Annotated in this window: 13 protein-coding genes; all 13 read left to right on the forward strand. The window is 45.5% G+C overall.

Annotation, left to right across the window (positions count from 1 at the left end; translation table 11 throughout):
• The first annotated feature begins 4 nt into the window (after positions 1-4).
• Positions 5-2,281, forward strand: a complete 2,277-nt coding sequence (locus tag GK047_RS04430) for a penicillin-binding transpeptidase domain-containing protein (RefSeq protein WP_163941717.1) — start codon at positions 5-7, stop codon at positions 2,279-2,281.
• 85 nt (positions 2,282-2,366) lie between these two features.
• Positions 2,367-4,298, forward strand: coding sequence for a stage V sporulation protein D (locus tag GK047_RS04435; RefSeq protein WP_163941720.1), 1,932 nt, complete (start codon positions 2,367-2,369; stop codon positions 4,296-4,298).
• 149 nt (positions 4,299-4,447) lie between these two features.
• Entirely contained in the window at positions 4,448-5,935 is a 1,488-nt protein-coding gene (locus tag GK047_RS04440; RefSeq protein ID WP_163941723.1) for a UDP-N-acetylmuramoyl-L-alanyl-D-glutamate--2,6-diaminopimelate ligase, read from the forward strand.
• Positions 5,932-7,317 carry a UDP-N-acetylmuramoyl-tripeptide--D-alanyl-D-alanine ligase gene (locus GK047_RS04445; protein ID WP_163941726.1) on the forward strand — a complete coding sequence of 462 codons (1,386 nt, stop codon included), beginning with the start codon at positions 5,932-5,934 and terminating at the stop codon, positions 7,315-7,317. Before GK047_RS04440 ends, GK047_RS04445 begins: the two co-directional genes overlap by 4 nt.
• A 191-nt stretch (positions 7,318-7,508) precedes the next feature.
• A complete protein-coding gene (gene mraY / locus GK047_RS04450; protein WP_163943644.1) occupies positions 7,509-8,444 on the forward strand; it encodes a phospho-N-acetylmuramoyl-pentapeptide-transferase in 936 nt (311 codons plus the stop codon).
• 3 nt (positions 8,445-8,447) lie between these two features.
• Positions 8,448-9,842: a UDP-N-acetylmuramoyl-L-alanine--D-glutamate ligase gene (gene murD, locus GK047_RS04455; protein WP_163941729.1), complete on the forward strand. Its 1,395-nt coding sequence runs from the start codon at positions 8,448-8,450 to the stop codon at positions 9,840-9,842.
• Between the two features lie 56 nt (positions 9,843-9,898).
• Positions 9,899-10,996: a stage V sporulation protein E gene (gene spoVE / locus GK047_RS04460; protein WP_163941731.1), complete on the forward strand. Its 1,098-nt coding sequence runs from the start codon at positions 9,899-9,901 to the stop codon at positions 10,994-10,996.
• Positions 10,997-11,002: 6 nt separating this feature from the next.
• Positions 11,003-12,073, forward strand: coding sequence for an undecaprenyldiphospho-muramoylpentapeptide beta-N-acetylglucosaminyltransferase (locus GK047_RS04465; protein WP_163941734.1), 1,071 nt, complete (start codon positions 11,003-11,005; stop codon positions 12,071-12,073).
• 201 nt (positions 12,074-12,274) lie between these two features.
• Entirely contained in the window at positions 12,275-13,180 is a 906-nt protein-coding gene (gene murB / locus GK047_RS04470) for a UDP-N-acetylmuramate dehydrogenase (RefSeq protein WP_163941737.1), read from the forward strand.
• Between the two features lie 15 nt (positions 13,181-13,195).
• Complete coding sequence (gene murA / locus GK047_RS04475) at positions 13,196-14,464, forward strand: UDP-N-acetylglucosamine 1-carboxyvinyltransferase (protein WP_163941740.1); 1,269 nt, start codon at positions 13,196-13,198, stop codon at positions 14,462-14,464.
• 337 nt (positions 14,465-14,801) lie between these two features.
• A complete protein-coding gene (locus tag GK047_RS04480; protein WP_163941743.1) occupies positions 14,802-15,719 on the forward strand; it encodes a cell division protein FtsQ/DivIB in 918 nt (305 codons plus the stop codon).
• Between the two features lie 275 nt (positions 15,720-15,994).
• Positions 15,995-17,242 carry a cell division protein FtsA gene (gene ftsA, locus GK047_RS04485; RefSeq protein WP_163941746.1) on the forward strand — a complete coding sequence of 416 codons (1,248 nt, stop codon included), beginning with the start codon at positions 15,995-15,997 and terminating at the stop codon, positions 17,240-17,242.
• 80 nt (positions 17,243-17,322) lie between these two features.
• A complete protein-coding gene (gene ftsZ, locus GK047_RS04490; RefSeq protein ID WP_163941749.1) occupies positions 17,323-18,441 on the forward strand; it encodes a cell division protein FtsZ in 1,119 nt (372 codons plus the stop codon).
• The last annotated feature ends 274 nt before the right edge of the window (positions 18,442-18,715 follow it).

Consider the following 18,715-nt stretch of genomic DNA (forward strand, 5'->3'; position numbering starts at 1 on the left):
CCATATGACTAAAAAAATTAAAGTTCGTTCTTTGTTAATTGGAGGGGTGTTTACCCTTCTTTTTGTTGTCCTTATTGCTAAAGTCTATTGGATTCAAGTCGTAGAGGCCTCCTGGCTACTGGAGAAAGCGGAGAAGGTTTGGGAGACGGACAAGGTGCTGGCGCCTGCTAGAGGAACGATTCTAGACAGAAACGATAAGGTGCTAGCAGTTGATGCAACCTCGTATACGATAGCTTTAAATCCTAAAATGATAGATGGGTATCATATTTCAGAGGACATTGCGCAAGGATTAGCTGAAATTTTGAAAGATTCGGATGAAACGAAACCTGCATTAGTAAATAAAATTCGTGAACGAGCAACGAAAAAGAAGCCGGATGGTTCGGATTTTGCTGCCAATGTAGAGGTTCGGAATGAAGGCTGGAAGATTGAGAAGGAAAAAGCTGACCAGGTTAAGCTATTTATCAAAAGCTTGCAGACGAAACTAAATCTTAAAGAGAGAGTCGACCTGGGTATTTATATTCTTGAGGATAAGAAGAGATATTATCCTGGAGAAACGTTGGCTTCCCACGTTCTCGGTTACACCAATAAAGAAGGCGTTCCTTCACTGGGACTGGAGCTTAACCTCGATGGCATCCTGAAAGGTGTTCCTGGTTTGATGAGTTATGAAAAGGATGGGAAGGGTGTTGAGCTTCCGGATTCCAAAATTAATTTCAAACCGGCAGAAGACGGGAAAAATGTGAGACTCACCATTGATAAAAACATTCAGTTTTATTTGGAGAGTGCGCTAGCGAAAGTCAATGATAAGTGGCATCCGAAAAGCTTGACGGCTATTGCTGTCGATCCGGCAACGATGGAAATTCTCGGAATGGCCAATACACCAACTTTTAATCCGAATAAATATTGGACGATTAAAGATCAAAGCGATTTTAAAAATAATGCCATTGCTTCCCGTTATGAGCCGGGTTCTACTTTTAAAATTGTTACCCTTGCAGGCGCAGTGCAAGAAAATTTATTTAACCCGAATGAAATGTATCAATCGGGTATGATTCGAGTGAAGGATAGAGAACTTCATGACCATAACCGTGTTGGTTGGGGGAAAATCTCGTATCTGGATGGACTCAAACGATCTAGTAACGTTGCATTCGTTAAACTTGGCTATGAAAAGTTGGGACCTACTAAGCTTGAGCACTACATGCGCCTGTTTGGCTTCGATCAGAAGACGAATATCGATATGCCTGGCGAGGTTTCAGGTCTTATCGAGCCTAAATATGATCCCGAATATGCAACAGCTACATATGGCCAAGGTAAGGTCGTTGTCACGGCTATTCAGCAGACGGCTGCGTATGCTGCTATGGCTAACGGCGGTAAGCTCATGTGGCCGCATATTGTCAAAGATATCGTTGAGCCAAAAACAGGCCAAGTGATTCAAGCCTTTGCTCCTAAAGTAGTCAATCAAATCGTTAGCGAACAAACAGCGAGTCAAGTAAGTAATTATTTAGAACAGGTTGTGTCAGACCAAGAAATTGGTACAGGTAAACTAGCCTATATGGACGGGTATCGTGTGGCAGCCAAGACAGGTACAGCCAACCTTGTACTTCAAGGTGAGAAAACGTACTCGCCGAATACCTGGGTGATCTCGTTTATAGGGTATGCGCCTGTGGAGAATCCGAAGATATTAATAACGCTAATTGCCGACCAACCTGATCTTGGAGGCAACTATCACTTAGGTGGCCAAGTATTGGCTCCAGCCTTCAAAGAAATAGTAACGGAATCGCTCCAGTATATGGGAGTTGCTTCAACGAAGCAGCCAAAGGCACCCGTGCAGGAAACGAATAAACAAACAATGCCGAATTTTGCGGACACTACACCTGAGGTAGTCAAGGAAATGTCCAAAGAGAGCGGCTTGAAGCTTGAAGTATTTGGTAAAGGATCTAAAGTCGTTGATCAATTTCCAAAAGCGGGTACTGAAATTCTGGCTACACAACGAATTTATGTAGCGTTGCAGTCAGTAAATGAGTTGCCCCTTCCGAATTTATCAGGAAGATCACTACGGGACGCTATGGAAGCTTGTTCTTTTTTACAAGTGGAATGTCAAACAGCTGGGGAAGGCTATGTTGCTGATCAAAGCGTAGCGGGGGAGGGCACAAGTCGTATCGTAACCTTGCAGCTTCGCCCATTAAGCGATAAAACGGCTGCTGCAACTCCTGCATCGACTGCTCCTGTTTCAACGGTAGGCCCAAAGGAAAGCACGCAGCGTACTACAGGCAAAAAAACGCCATAGCTAAAAGGCTTGTTCTAACCCCTGTTTGTCCCGAATAGTCTTGAAAAGAACGATCTTGACTGTTTGGAAGGGGGAACGAACGTTCATGCGTGCATCCAACGTTACCGTTCGTCGCAGGTTATTTACTGCGCTTATTATTAGCACAATCATCTTTAGTGCGCTTATCCTGCGCTTAGCCTATGTCCAGCTGTGGATTGGACAAGATTTAGCAGATAAAGCGGAGGATAGCTGGCGTCGGGACATTCCTTTTGCGCCTAAAAGAGGCGAGATTCAAGATCGTAATGGTTTACCTCTTACTTATAATGTCAGCACACCTTCTGTGATGGCGATTCCGGTTCAGTTAAAGGATGCCAGAGTCATAGCAGCCAAGCTTGCCGAGATCCTTCAGGGCAATGAAGATGAAATCTTTAAACAAATGACTAAAAAAGCAAGAATCAACGAAATTAAACCAACAGGTCGTAAAATTACAATCGAAAAAGCACAAGAAATTCGTAATCTTAAGCTGTCAGGTATCGTTGTTGCCGAGGATAATAAGCGATTTTATCCATTTGGCACGCTTGCTGCGCATGTGCTAGGCTTTACGAATGCCTATAATCAAGGATTAACAGGGGCAGAAGCCAAATTCAATAAGTATTTAAACGGAGTACCAGGAAGTATCTCTTATATGGCTGATGCAGCTGGAAGACAATTGCAAGGAACTACAGATGAATATGTGAAGCCGAAGGATGGGCTTAACCTCCAATTAACGATTGATAGCCACTTACAATCGGTACTGGAAAGAGAGCTGGATCAGGCGATGGTTCAGTATCAGGCTCAAAACGTGTTGGCGATTATGATGGACCCGAATAATGGAGAAATATTGGCAATGGGGAGTAGGCCAACCTACGAACCTGGCAATTATAATAATTATTCGTCTGAGACCTATAATCGGAATTTGCCGATTTGGAAAACCTATGAGCCTGGTTCTACCTTCAAAATCATAACATTGGCTGCAGCGCTAGAGGAGAAAAAGGTAGATTTAAAAAACGAACAGTTTTTTGACCCTGGGTTTATTGAAGTGGGCGGGGCTAGGCTTCGCTGCTGGAAACGGGGCGGTCATGGCAGCGAGACGATGCTGCAGGTCGTAGAAAATTCGTGTAATCCAGGCTTTGTTGTAATGGGACAGCGGCTCGGTAAAGAAAAGTTGTTTGATTACATTTCGAAATTTGGCTTCGGGAAGAAAACCGGGATCGATCTTGGCGGGGAAGAGAATGGCATTATGTTCAAGCCTTCGCAAGTAGGACCAGTGGAATTAGCGACAACTGCATTTGGTCAAGGAGTTTCCGTCACACCGATTCAACAAGTGACAGCGGTCTCCGCTGCAATTAATGGAGGCAGGCTATTTAAACCTCATGTGAGTAAGTCCTTTACGAATCCAGAATCGGGCGAAATTATAAATGTTGTAGAGCCGGAGCTTGTTCGTAATGTAATTTCAGAGGATACTTCAAAGCAGGTTCGCGAAGCGCTGGAAAGCGTTGTAGCTAAAGGAACTGGGCGTAATGCTTTTATCGACGGTTATCGGGTTGGAGGCAAGACGGGGACTGCGCAAAAGGTAATTAACGGACGTTATTCACCAGATGAGCATATCGTATCTTTTATTGGCTTTGCGCCAGCAGATAATCCGAAGCTTGTCGTCTACGCTGCGGTTGATGATCCGAAAGGCATTCAATTCGGTGGGCTGATTGCTGCACCACTAGTCAAGAATATGATGGCTGACGCTTTAAGATATATGAAAGTGGAACCGAATAAGCAGCAGTTGGATAAAGATTACCGATATGGGGAAACGCCAGTTGTCGAGGTGCCGAACTTGGTTGGAGCCTCGGTAGAAGATATATTGGAAGATCTGAATATGAATTTCAGATTGGCTAAATCGGGGAATGGCAAATATGTCATTAGCCAGGCGCCAAAAGCAGGAACAAGGGTTGATCAAGGATCAACGATCCGTATTTTTTTATCGAATAGTGAACCTCCGCAATAAAATTTAAAAAAGATTTGGAAATAAGACATGTTTTGCTTTTCCATAAGCATAAAATTGTCCATAATAGATACGATTATGATTTTTTGTCCAAGCAGACAACGCTGACGAAGTCAGCTATTTTTCGAAAACCGTTAAGGAGAGGGTTGCCCATGAAACTGAAAGAGCTTGCTTCTGCGCTGCTCCTTACGCATATACATGGTGAGGCAGAAACAGAAATTACAGGAATTGAAGCGGATTCGCGCAAAGTGAAACCAGGCGATTTGTTTTTATGCATCCCTGGTTTAGTAGTGGATGGTCATGATTTTGCCGCTAAAGCCTTGGATATGGGGGCTTCGGCGCTTGTAACAGAACGAGTGCTTGAGCTGTCGGTACCGCAGTTGGTTGTGAAAGATGCGAGATATGCAATGGCTGTATTAGCTGCACATTTCTATGGTTATCCAAGTAACGAAATGAAGTTGATTGGTATTACGGGTACGAATGGAAAAACGACTTCAAGTTATTTAATAGAGAAAATATTGCGCGATCAAGGTTTTAGAACAGGCTTAATGGGTACGATTGAAATGAAAATCGGTGACACGTACACACACATGGAGCGAACAACACAGGAATCGGTGGACCTACAGCGTAGTTTTCGCCAAATGCGTGAACATCAGACAGATTACTGCATTATGGAAGTCTCCAGTCACGCTTTAGAGCTAGGCAGAGTGAAAGGAATTCACTTTCGGTCGGGTGTTTTTACGAATTTATCGCAGGATCATTTGGATTATCATAAAACGATGGAGGCTTACGAAGCGGCTAAGGGGCTTCTTTTCTCCAGACTGGGTAATGGATTCTCAGCAGATCCTCATGAACGCCAATATGCCATTCTGAATGCAGATGACCCATCGTCGATGACATTCAGCAAGCTGAGTGCAGCACAGGTCATCACGTATGGAATTGATAATGAGTGCGATGTAAGAGCAACGAATATTCGGATTACTGCTCAAGGTACGGAGTTTCGTCTAGTTTCTTTTGCAGGCGAGGCTCTCTTCCGCATGAAATTGGTTGGTAAATTTAACGTTTACAATGCACTAGGGGCAATTGCCTCAACTTTAGCAGAAGGTGTTTCGCTCGAGCAGATTCGGAATAGCTTAGAGAGTATAGCGGTCGTGGATGGGCGTATGGAGGTTGTAAACGAGGGTCAAGACTTCTTGGTCCTAGTTGATTATGCCCATACACCTGATGGGTTGGAGAACGCCTTATCCACGATTCGTGAGTTTGCGGAGGGTAAGATTTACACCGTATTTGGTTGTGGTGGCGACCGCGACCGGACGAAGCGTCCGTTGATGGGAAAAGTGACAGCCAAATATAGTGATTACTTGTATGTCACTTCAGACAATCCACGTACGGAGAATGCGACTGACATTTTGCATGACATTGTTCCTGGGATTGAAGAGGCTGGCTTTCCTAGCGAAAAGTTCGAACTGATCGTGGATCGCAAGATGGCCATACAAAAGGCTATTGATGGGGCAGGCCCCAAAGATGTAATATTGATAGCGGGAAAAGGCCACGAAACCTATCAAGATGTCATGGGAACAAAACATGATTTTGATGATCGTTTGGTGGCTAAGGCTGCGATAAGGGGAAGATGCCGATGATTAGCCGGACGTTGCAACAAATTGCAGACATGCTGGGCAGCGAAGCGAAACAGCTTAATAAAGAGATTACAATTCAAGGTGTATCAACGGATACGAGAAGTATACAGCAAGGAAGCTTGTTCGTACCTCTAATCGGTGATCATTACGATGGGCATGCTTATGCAGATGAGGCATATAGCAAGGGAGCCGCAGCTGTGTTATGGCAGGATGACCATCCAAATCCTCCTGAAGGGATGCCGATTATTCGGGTGACGGATACACTTACTGCTTTGCAACAGTTAGCCAAGGCTTATCGTAAACAACTGCCTGTTCGCATTGTCGGAATTACTGGCAGCAATGGAAAGACTACAACCAAGGATATGGTAGCCGCTGTTTTAGGAAGCGCATTTAACGTGCATAAAACAAAGGGGAATTTCAATAATCATATTGGTTTGCCGCTAACCTTGCTTCAACTGGAGGAGACTACGCAGTTTGCTGTCTTGGAAATGGGGATGAGTGGTAGAGGCGAGATTGAGCTCTTATCCGATCTAGCCGAGCCAGAGGCCGCTATTATTACAATGATCGGCGAATCGCACATGCTTCAATTGGGTTCACGCGATGAAATTGCTCGGGCGAAGGCTGAGATCTTAAGCGGTATGCCTAACGGCGGGCTTTTCGTGTATAATGGCGACGAGCCGCTCATTGAGCAGGCTTTCGCGGAGCGGACTGTTCCAACAGACCTGCATCGTATCCGATTTGGTGGCGCCGCAGGAAGCAATGATCTATACCCCACGAGCATCCGAATGAATGCTGATGGAGCCTACTTCCAAATAAATTCGCCGGGTTACCCGGAATTGTATATTCCTTTGCTTGGTACGCATAATGTCGTTAATGCATTAGCAGCTATTGCCATCGGCGAAGCCTTTGGCGTCACGCCGCAGGCCATCGCAGCCGGACTTCGCTCGCTGCAGATGACGAGCATGCGCATTGAGAAGTTGACGGCAGCCTCGGGGCTGACCGTGCTGAACGATGCGTACAACGCGAGCCCTGCCTCAATGCGAGCCGCCATTGCGCTCACTGAGCAGCTTAGCGGTTTCGGTCGGAAGTTCCTTGTGCTCGGAGATATGCTTGAGCTTGGCGAGCACGAAGAGCAGTTCCATCGCGAGATCGGCGCGCTGCTCACCCCCGATCGTGTTGACTATGTCTTCACGTTCGGTCGTCTGGGTTACTTCATCGCGGAGGAAGCCGAGAAGACGTTCTCGCAGTCACACGCGCGCGCTTTCGACAACAAGGAGCAGCTGATTGCAGAGCTCACTGCTCTCACAAAAGCGGATGATATCGTGCTTGTGAAGGGCTCTCGCGGCATGCGGCTAGAGCAGGTAGTGAACGCGTTGCTTGAGTAACGAGGCCAATATTTCTTTGCGCGAATGTCCTGTACAGCTTCATGTTGAATAGCTTAGGGTGTTTTATAGCAATTGCTAGTCTCTTTTCCCAGAAAGAAAGGCTCAAAAGACAATAGTGAATAGATCATCGTTATCCTTATATAGGATAACGAGCAGGAGGAACCAAAGTGGAAAACGCAATTTTATTGACGATGGGCGTTGCCTTCGTATTGGCGCTCATCATGGGACCGCTTTTCATTCCAATCTTAAGAAGAATGAAATTCGGCCAGCAAATACGTACGGACGGCCCGCAGGGTCACTTGAAGAAGCAAGGAACGCCGACAATGGGGGGCGTCATCATTTTGCTCGCTTTGGCGCTAGCTACGCTCCGTTTTGCGGATAAAAATATAGATTTATTAATCTTGTTAATAGCTTCCTTAGGCTACGGGCTCGTAGGTTTTCTGGATGATTACATCAAAATTATTTTTAAGCGTTCGTTAGGGCTTACCGCCAAGCAAAAGCTGTTTGGTCAACTATTGATTTCAGCTATTGTATGCTACTTGCTGATTCAGCAAGGGCACAGTACGGACTTATATATTCCTTTTGTAGATTTTCATTTCAATCCAGGTTGGTTGTACTTTCCGCTCATGGCGATTCTCATGCTGGGTGCATCGAATGCGGTGAATTTTACGGATGGACTCGACGGTTTGCTAGCTGGAACTAGTGCTATTGCTTTTGGCGCATATACGGTTATCGCTATGAACAATACTCAGCCGGAAGCGGCCATATTTTCTGCTGCGATGGTTGGAGCTGTACTGGGTTTTCTGGTGTTTAACGCACATCCAGCCAAAGTATTTATGGGTGACACGGGGTCCTTAGGCATTGGCGGAGGACTTGTAGCCGTTGCTATTTTGACCAAAGCTGAGCTGCTGCTAGCCATTGTTGGTGGTGTATTTCTAATCGAAATTATTTCTGTTGTGATTCAAGTTGTTTCTTTTAAGACAAGAGGTAAACGTGTATTTAAAATGAGTCCGATTCATCACCATTTCGAATTGGTGGGGTGGTCAGAGTGGCGCGTTGTCATCACGTTCTGGTCAGTAGGTCTCGCGCTTGCGGTACTTGGATTATATTTGAATGAGGTGTTGTAGAGCATGAAACATCCGCGGGATTATCGTGGACTTGAAGTCATTATTTTGGGCTTGGCTCGGAGCGGTGTCGCTGCGGCTAAGCTTTTTCATCAGCAAGGGGCTATCGTAACGGTCAATGATAAAAAAGAACGGAGCGCATGCCCTGAAGCCGACGAATTGGAGGCTCTGGGTATTTCTGTTCTTTGTGGCTATCATCCAGACTCCCTTGTGCATACAGGCGTTGCCCTTGTTGTTAAAAATCCTGGGATTCCTTATTCGGTGGAGCCACTTCGTAAAGCGGCTGAACTTGGCATTGAGGTCGTAACAGAGGTAGAGGTTGCCTATCAATTCTGTGAAGCGCCGATTATTGGGATCACGGGCTCGAATGGTAAGACCACGACCACGACTTTGATTGGTCTTATGCTGGAAGCAGGGGGACTTTTACCTGTTGTTGCGGGTAATATCGGGCGTGCTTTAACCGAAGCGGCTCCAGAAGTAACCAAAGAAAATTGGATGGTCGTTGAGTTAAGCAGCTTTCAGTTGAAAGGAACGATTGCTTTCCGCCCTCGTATAGGCTGTTTATTAAATCTGTATGAAACCCATCTGGATTACCACGGAACGATGGATGATTATATTGCATCTAAAGTGAAGCTGTTCGAGAATCAAACGGAAGACGACACCGCGATTGTGAATTGGGATGATCCCGTGTGTCAATCTATCATCCCTACCCTACGCGCTAAACGGATGCCATTTTCTATGAGAGAGGCGTTACCTTACGGCGTTTATTTGGATGCAGCGACAGAGGCGTTGGTTTATGCCGATGGTCGAAGTCATATCCATCCGATACTACCCGCCAAAGAAATGGGGATTCCGGGCAGCTTCAATATCGAGAATGCGTTAGCAGCGGCAGCAGCGGCTATTACAGCTGGTGTTAAGCTAAGTGTGATTGCTGGCGTACTTAAAAGTTTTCAAGGCGTAGAGCACCGTTTGGAGTTCGTTAGAGAGCTTGAGGGCGTAACGTTCTATAACAACTCTAAAGCGACGAATTCTGCAGCCTCCATTAAATCAATTGAAGCCTTCGAGCAAAGTATTATACTTATCGCCGGCGGATTGGACCGTGGATCCGATTATACGGAACTGATGCCGATTTTCCAAGAGCGCATTAAAGGAATTGTTACCTTAGGTCAAACGAAGGAGAAGATCAATCATATTGCTGGACTGGCAGGGATTAGCCGTCTGGAAACCGTCGATACTGCTAAGGACGCAGCGGACGCGGTTGCCCAAGCCGTTAAGCTCGCCTGGCAAATGAGTGAAGCTGGAGATATCATCCTCCTCTCTCCGGCTTGTGCGAGTTGGGATATGTTTCCTTCCTATGAGGAGAGGGGACGCATGTTTAAGGAGTCCGTGCATAACCTTTAAGTAGGGCCTATCCATGTTCTGCGGATGAGCCCACAACACGTAAAGAGGTGTTTGTTATGGGTAAAACACGTTCCGCTCCGGACATTTGGATGATCATTCCGACTTTATTGCTTTTGACTATCGGCGTTATTATGGTGTACAGTGCAAGTGCGGTTCTTGCTTTTCATGAATTTGGCGATTCACTCTATTATTTGAAACGGCAGCTTTTATTTGCAGTTCTCGGGGTTATCGCCATGTTTTTCACGATGAATGTAGACTATTTAGTATGGAAAAAATACGCGCGCATCGCACTTTTCATTTGCTTGGGCATGCTGGTAATCGTATTAATCCCAGGTATTGGGGTTGTACGGGGGGGCGCTCGCAGTTGGTTAGGGCTTGGCGCTTTTGGTATTCAACCATCTGAATTTATGAAGATAGGTATGATTCTTTATTTAGCTAAAATGTTGTCCGAGCAGCAAGCGAAAATTACGCTGTTTGTGAAGGGGCTTATGCCGCCACTTGGTATCATGGGATTGGCTTTTGGACTCATTATGCTCCAGCCGGATCTTGGGACGGGCGCAGTGCTTGTTGGAGCCTCGCTGCTTATTATTTATACATCTGGGGCGAGATTGCTTCATCTCTCCTATCTAGGTATGATAGGGGTTGCGGGTTTTGTAGGGCTTGTGATTGCGGCCCCTTATCGATTGCAGCGGATAACTGCTTTTATGGATCCATGGCAGGATCCGCTTGGCGCTGGCTATCAGTCGATACAATCGCTTTATGCGATCGGACCGGGAGGGTTAGTTGGACTTGGACTGGGCATGAGTCGTCAGAAGTACAGCTACTTGCCAGAGCCGCAAACTGACTTTATTTTCTCAATTATCGCGGAAGAACTTGGTTTTATTGGTGGTACACTTGTGCTCCTGCTCTTTACGATTCTTGTTTGGAGAGGTATGCGAGTGGCTATTACAGCTCCAGATACGTTTGCTAGTTTGATTGCTGTTGGTATTATTGGTATGATCGCTGTTCAGGTCATCATTAATATCGGCGTTGTTATCGGGATGTTTCCGGTAACTGGTATTACCTTACCGCTTATAAGTGCAGGAGGATCGTCATTGACGCTGATGCTGTCATCGATCGGCATCCTGCTCAATATATCCCGCTATTCGAGGTGACAGGGAATGAAAACAATCGTTTTTACTGGCGGAGGCTCCGCTGGACACGTCACGCCTAATATTGCGTTGATGCACAAGCTCCAGCAGATGGGCTGGGAGATTCGCTATATTGGCTCAGCCACAGGAATTGAGAAAGAAATTATCGAGCGCGAAGGCGTTTCATTTCATCCGATTTCTTCCGGGAAATTGCGAAGATATTTTGATCTCAAAAATTTCAAAGATCCTTTTAGAGTTATCAAAGGCGTTTATGAATCTTATAGATTGCTGCGTCGCTTGAAGCCCGCCATCGTCTTTTCGAAAGGCGGGTTCGTTTCTGTCCCAGTCGTTTTAGGAAGTCGGATGAATAGGATTCCGGTTATCATTCATGAGTCGGATATAACCCCGGGGCTTGCCAACAAAATATCCATTCCTTTTGCCACCAAAGTTTGTGTGACGTTCCCCGAGTCGATGCAGCATGTCCAAGAACCAAAGGCTGTGCTTACTGGATTGCCGATTCGGGATCAAATTAAAAGTGGTAAGGCAACTAAGGGCTACCAACTTTGCGATTTTCATACACAGAAACCTGTTGTGTTAATTATGGGAGGGAGTTTGGGCTCTCAAGCGATTAACCAGGCGGTCAGAGGCAACCTAGAGCGGTTGTTAGAGCAGTTCCAGATTGTCCATTTATGTGGCAAAGGAAACATCTTACCCGCGTTATCAGGTAAAAGAGGATATAAACAATTTGAATATTTAAATGATGAGTTGCCCGACGTGTTGGCGATGTCAGAGCTAATTATTTCCCGGGCGGGCGCGACTTCCATTTATGAGTTTTTAGTTTTGGAAAAACCGATGCTCCTTATACCATTATCTCTGCAAGCAAGTAGAGGAGACCAAATTTTGAATGCAACATCGTTTCAAAAAGCCGGTTATGCTGATGTACTGCCCGAAGAAAATCTAACCGCAGATACGCTTGCAGATAAGGTGGAAGCTCTTCATGCCAATCGTGAGGCATTCAAGAGGGCAATGGCTTCTCGCAACGAATCTGATGCCGTGGCATCCATTATTAAACTGATTGAAACCTATAGCTTATCGTCTTGATTTCATGAATGCGTATAGGCGATTGTCACACTCTTTCCGATTTTACATAAACTACACTATAACCGTGACAGACACCTAAGGCTCTATACGTTGCAAAGCGCCGACAACCGCAGCTCGTATCGTATAGATGGAAGGACAGAGCGAATGACTTTGCTTTAAGCGTCTCGATTCCGCCCGAAGTTCTGTGAAGGAGGTTTTCCCATGCAGCAATTAATATCCGACTTACAGGCAGCCAATATTGGAGACATTCGAATTCATGAACGACTTGCTCCTTACACGACGTGGAAAATCGGTGGTCCTGCTGATGTCCTTGTCATTTCCCATGAAAAAGAACAGCTGAGCACACTCATTCGAATGCTTTATGAACGTGGCGTTCCATGGACAATTATTGGACGTGGCTCGAATTTACTGGTCAGCGATAAGGGAATACGAGGCGTTGTCATCAAGCTTGGGTCAGCATTAGAATCACTTCGCTTTGATGGTGCGACTGTGTACGCAGGAGGATCCTATTCGTTCATTAAATTGTCTGTATTAGCAGCCAAAGAAGGATTGACCGGACTGGAGTTTGCTTCTGGCATACCTGGTTCGGTGGGGGGCGCCGTCTACATGAATGCAGGGGCTCACGGGTCCGATGTGTCACGCATACTCAAGCAGGCTGAAGTCATCCTGGATACAGGGGAATTGGTTATTATGCAGACGGAGGACTTGCAATATGCTTATCGGCATTCAATCCTGCATACGTTGCCCGGAATCGTAACGGAAGCTGTTTTTGATCTGCAGGTTGGCGAACGCAAGGAGATCGCTGGGGCCATGGCAGCTTATCGCGATCGACGTCTTCGCACTCAACCGCTTCAATTAGCTTGCGCAGGTAGTGTATTTCGCAACCCCGTAGGGGAATTTGCGGCAAAGCTTATCGAAGAAGCTGGTCTGAAAGGCAAACGTGTCGGCGGAGCCGAAATCTCTCCTCTGCACGCCAATTTCATTGTTAATACCGGGAATGCTACAGCCGAGGACGTTCTCACTCTTATCCAGGAGGTTAAGCGAATCGTACAGGATCAGTACGGAATTTCGCTTGTACCTGAGGTTTTGGTCATGGGTGAGAGGTAAATCGGAGGTGGAATTTTGGAGAAGCTCGTTATCGAAGGTGGAAGACCTCTCTCGGGAGCCATCCAGATACACGGCGCGAAAAACGCCGCATTACCTATTTTAGCAGCCTGCATCCTGGCTAACGGCACACACACTTTGCATAATGTTCCAAGTCTGCTCGATATCGATACCATGCTGCGGATTCTCCGTTCACTAGGATGTCAAGCAGAACAGCAAGGTGATACCGTATCTATCACAACTTCCACAGCTCATTCCTCCCATATCCCAGAAGAATTGATGGGGCAGATGCGTTCCTCCATCTTTTTAATGGGTCCGCTACTTGCCAGATTCGGCAGTGTTACCGTGTATCAACCGGGTGGTTGTGCAATTGGTGAACGTAAAATCGACTTGCACCTCAAAGGGCTGGAAGCGCTTGGAGCCCATATTGAGGAAACTGCAAACAAAATCGTTTGCACCGCCGATTCCTTGCAAGGGAGCGAGATTGTTCTCGATTTTCCAAGTGTAGGAGCCACAGAAAATATTATGATGGCTGCTGTTAAAGCGGAAGGAATTACCACGATTTACAATGCCGCCCGTGAGCCTGAAATTCAGGATTTGCAAAATTTCTTGAATACGATGGGTGCCGATGTTATCGGAGCAGGGACAGATACCATTACGATTCGTGGAGTCAAAACACTGTCGCCTAGTACGTATCGCATTATTCCTGATCGTATCGTTGCGGGTACATTCCTAGTGGCAGCCGCCGCAACAAGAGGCAATGTTACTTTAGAAAAGGTAAACCCTGCACACCTTACTTCGGTTATCCACGTCTTAAAGCGTGCAGGTGTTCAAATCTCAGCGAGCGGTGATATAATACAGGTGAGCTGTTTGGCACGTCCGAAGGCAGTTGAACGTATCGTTACCTCGCCTCATCCGGCATTTCCGACGGATCTTCAATCTCAGATTATGGTTTTGCTTTCTATGGCAGATGGACTAAGCGTGATGAAAGAAACGATATTTGAAGGTAGATTCAAGCATGTAGATGAATTGTCCCGTATGGGTGCGGATATCCGTGTTGATCTAAGTTCGGCCTTCATAAGAGGCGTACCTAGGCTGTATGGAGCAACTGTTGAAGCAACTGACTTGCGAGCTGGTGCAGCACTAGTTATAGCTGGTTTAGCTGCACATGGCACTACAATTGTTGAACAGATTCATCATATTGATAGAGGTTATGATAGAATTGAACATATGTTATCTCGACTGGGTGCCTCCGTACACCGCCAGGCGCCTGTTCCAAGTGAGTAATACGTACGATTGTCCTCCGCGCATCCCTTCCTGCTGGCAGGAGGGGATGCACGGTTTTGCTTTTTTTAGTAGACGTATAATGAATGCACAGAAAGAGATTCTGTTTTGTTTATAAGAAGGCCAAAAAATAAAATATAACTGGCAGTATTTATTTATGCAGGTGAATAGGGTACGAAGCACGAATTTTCATATATGTGCTTACGATTCAAATTTGCTTGGAAAACACTTATTGCTTTGCTAGTATTCACAAACTCAGCTAAGTCTTACGATGCAAGTTTGTTCAAGTTAAGCCAGTGATGCTTAACGAATTCTCACAAACACTTAGGTGGTGCCCATTTTGACCGATGACCGCAAAGTACCCGCCCTGCCAAGCCCTAAACCACGAGCGCGTACGAATCGGAAGCTACTCGGCTTTTTGTTTGTTTTTTTCATTACGGTGTTGGTGATTCTCTTTTTTCAGTCGTCGCTTAGCCGGATTAGCACGATACAGATTGAAGGGAATGAACTACTTTCCTCGGAGGCGATAGGACAAGCATCTCTAGTTACTGTGGGTGAACGTTTTTTCGCAGTGAACTCATCGACGATTGAACAGCGTGTAGCAAAGCTTCCCGTTGTTAAGATGGCGAAGGTTACGAAGCATTTCCCAGGGGTCATCAACATCGCTGTGGTCGAGTATCCTAAGGTTGCCATTCAGATAGGGGCAGAGGGAAAGAAAGAAGCTGTTCTAGCCGATGGTGCCGTCATAGCGTTTCCTACAGGCAGTATTCCGTTGGATATGCCAATTCTCACGGGCTGGTCCGATGGTGATCCGAACAAAGCGGCTCTATGCAAGGTATTGGGAGAGATTCCAGCTAGCAGCCTTTCGGATATTTCTGAAATAAAACCGGATCCGTCTGACTCGTATCCTGACAAAATCAAGCTTTATACGAGGTCTCAATTCGAGGTGTATACGACAATAGCGTATCTAGCTGAGAAAATTGACAATTTGCCTGCCTATATAGCAAGCTTACAAGAAGATCACATCACGGATGGCATTATTAAAATGCTTGAAGTTGATAATCATGCTCCATTTGATCCGAATGTTGAACCAAAGAGCGAATCTAATAGTCAAACAAATCAGAAAGCACTAAAGAGTCCGAGTCCTTCACCGAATCCAAATAAGGAAACTGGGAAGTCGGGTGGAAAGTCAACTCCCAAACCAACACCAAAACCGACCCCAAAGGAAATGCCGAAGGAAACTGTGCGTCCTTCTTGACAAAAAAAAGGCGCATGGGCTACTCAATCGTTAGAAATAATGCTAAAATTAGTTTTATGGTTTAATACGCTTAAATTAAAATAGAAGCTCATTTAATTGTCATTGCTACACATTAGACCATCGCTTTAGATGGTTGAGAGTTTCTGAATCACTAATTTTCCAATTTGTCAAAAAAAATGTAGAAAAAAGAGGGAATATGGTAGTAGTGTTGAATAAGTACAGAAGAATCTGTGATCAACTCACTTTTTTACCAAGTTACAGGAGGTGCCAGGGGCTTGAGCAACAATGACATCATTGTTAGTTTGGACATCGGTACATCCAGGGTTCGTGCTATTATTGGTGAAGTCGTTAACGGAACCATTAATATAATAGGTGTAGGATCTGCCGAGTCAGAGGGTATTCGTAAAGGCGCCATTGTCGACATCGATCAGACTGTGCACTCCATTCGCAGTGCTGTGGATCATGCTGAACGCATGGTTGGCGTACAAATTTCCGAGGTTCATGTTGGTATTTCAGGTAATCATATCGCTCTTCAATCGAGCCACGGTGTTGTTGCCGTATCCAATGAGGATCGAGAAATCGGAGAAGAGGATATCGATCGGGTTATACAGGCAGCTAGAGTCATTGCACTACCTCCCGAGCGTGAAATCATTGGAGTCGTACCCAAGCAATATTTAGTAGATGGACAAGAAGGTATTAATGATCCGCGTGGAATGATTGGCGTCCGTTTGGAAGTGGAAGCAACAATTATTACCGGAGCGAAAACAGGCATACATAATTTAATTCGTGTTGTAGAAAAATCCGAGCTCAAGGTGGCAGGTCTCATTTTAATGTCGCTTGCTTCTGGACAACTCGCCTTGTCGAAGGATGAGAAGTCCATCGGGACGGTTCTGGTAGATGTAGGAGCTGGAGCTACGACGATTGCAGTATTTGAGCAGGGAAATTTGATGGCTACAACGACGATTCCGATTGGCGGGGAATACATTAGCAATGATATCGCCATTGGTCTTCGGACACAGCTTGAGATCGCCGAGAAGATTAAACTGAAATACGGCTGCGCATCCATTGATGATTCTGCACCTGATCATTTGTTTAAAGTGACCAGAATAGGAAGCAACGTGGAAAAAGAATTTTCGCAGGTTGACCTCGCGAATATTATCGAACCTCGTGTACAAGAAATTTTCCATTTAATTCGTGCCGAAGTGCACCGCTTAGGATATGGAGATTTGACCGGTGGTTACGTACTTACGGGGGGGACCGTATGTATGCCAGGTATGCTCGCAGTAGCTCAAGCTGAGCTTGCAACTTCTGTTCGTATCGCTGTGCCGGATTTCATAGGTGTACGTGATCCTTCTTACACGAGTGGAGTCGGAATTATCCAGTTTGTATCCAAATACATGAAAATACGCAATTCAGGCGCTTCCAAGAAAAATATAGTTAAGTCTACTAGCAAGAAATCCTCCGATAGCAGTAAACCTGGCTTCATGGAGCGGGTGAAAAACTTCTTTAGCGAGTTTATTTAAGTCGATAGTCTTTAATCGGTTTCATGTGATAGTAAGCGGAACCAGTGCAAGTGAATGTTAAGTTAGGGGGATATACTCGCATGTTTGAATTTGATATTGATATGGATCAATTGGCGCAAATAAAAGTCATTGGTGTTGGCGGCGGCGGTAGTAACGCAGTTAACCGAATGATCGAAAATGGTGTGAAAGGTGTCGAGTTTATTACAGTAAACACGGATGCCCAAGCTCTGCATTTATCGAAATCTGTACATAAGCTGCAAATCGGGGATAAGTTGACGCGCGGTCTTGGCGCAGGGGCTAACCCTGATGTAGGAAAGAAAGCTGCTGAGGAGTCCAGAGAGCAGCTTTTGAACTCACTTCGCGGCGCAGATATGGTATTCGTTACAGCAGGTATGGGTGGAGGAACAGGTACTGGCGCAGCACCGGTAATTGCTGAAATTGCTAAAGAAGTAGGGGCATTAACCGTTGGTGTTGTTACACGGCCCTTCACTTTTGAAGGGCGTAAGCGCTCTTTACAAGCCGAACAAGGAATTGCAGCACTCAAGGAGAAAGTAGATACTTTGATCATTATTCCTAATGATCGCCTTCTTGAAATCGTTGATAAAAAGACGCCGATGCTAGAAGCGTTCCGTGAAGCGGATAACGTTCTACGTCAAGGTGTCCAAGGGATTTCCGATTTGATTGCGGTACCGGGTTTAATTAACTTGGATTTTGCAGATGTGAAAACGATCATGACAGAACGTGGATCAGCCCTTATGGGAATCGGCGTAGCTACAGGTGAGAATCGTGCTGCAGAGGCAGCGAAAAAAGCAATCTCAAGTCCTTTGCTAGAAACTTCAATCGAAGGTGCTCGTGGTGTTTTGATGAACATTACAGGTGGTATGAATCTCAGCTTATATGAAGTTAATGAAGCTGCTGATATTGTCGCATCTGCATCCGATATTGAAGTTAATATGATATTCGGTGCGGTTATCGATGATAAGCTGAAGGATGAGATTCTTGTTACAGTGATTGCCACAGGGTTTGAACACAAACAAGTGCCATCACAACAACAAGTAAAGCGCCCTGCTGTAACCACACAAGAACCAGCCTCTGATAATCGTTTGAACAATTTGCGACCTTTTGGTACGCAGCCATCAAATGATCAACTCGATATTCCAACGTTCTTACGAAACCGTGGACGGAATACCGACAAATAAATACACATTGTCTGTAAAGAGACCGAAGCCCTACTTTATGTAGAAGCTTCGGTCTTTTGCTATTTTAAAGGGTTTCACCTCCAAAAGTGCTGCATCAACTGACAAAAAAAGTTGAAAATAACTAGCAAGTTTAGACAGACTTTGAAATATGCTTCCTATATACTGATCTAGAACCTAAAGTTTTCGCTAGAAGGGTTGCCTGTATCGGGACTCCAAAAAGGAATGGTAACGCAGGGTGGAAATGCTTAACCCTTTTGATTGAGTTTAGTTACCG

Source organism: Paenibacillus sp. SYP-B3998 (assembly GCF_010820665.1).
Classification (GTDB): Bacteria; Bacillota; Bacilli; order Paenibacillales; family NBRC-103111; genus Paenibacillus_E.

Bases quoted from the DNA above. Each gene is read 5' to 3' on its own strand.
- spoVE (WP_163941731.1), top strand. From the start codon at position 9,899: ATGGGTAAAACACGTTCCGCTCCGGACATTTGGATGATCATTCCGACT.
- GK047_RS04440 (WP_163941723.1), top strand. From the start codon at position 4,448: ATGAAACTGAAAGAGCTTGCTTCTGCGCTGCTCCTTACGCATATACAT.
- GK047_RS04435 (WP_163941720.1), top strand. From the start codon at position 2,367: ATGCGTGCATCCAACGTTACCGTTCGTCGCAGGTTATTTACTGCGCTT.
- murB (WP_163941737.1), top strand. From the start codon at position 12,275: ATGCAGCAATTAATATCCGACTTACAGGCAGCCAATATTGGAGACATT.
- GK047_RS04445 (WP_163941726.1), top strand. From the start codon at position 5,932: ATGATTAGCCGGACGTTGCAACAAATTGCAGACATGCTGGGCAGCGAA.
- GK047_RS04430 (WP_163941717.1), top strand. From the start codon at position 5: ATGACTAAAAAAATTAAAGTTCGTTCTTTGTTAATTGGAGGGGTGTTT.
- ftsZ (WP_163941749.1), top strand. From the start codon at position 17,323: ATGTTTGAATTTGATATTGATATGGATCAATTGGCGCAAATAAAAGTC.
- mraY (WP_163943644.1), top strand. From the start codon at position 7,509: ATGGGCGTTGCCTTCGTATTGGCGCTCATCATGGGACCGCTTTTCATT.
- murD (WP_163941729.1), top strand. From the start codon at position 8,448: ATGAAACATCCGCGGGATTATCGTGGACTTGAAGTCATTATTTTGGGC.
- GK047_RS04465 (WP_163941734.1), top strand. From the start codon at position 11,003: ATGAAAACAATCGTTTTTACTGGCGGAGGCTCCGCTGGACACGTCACG.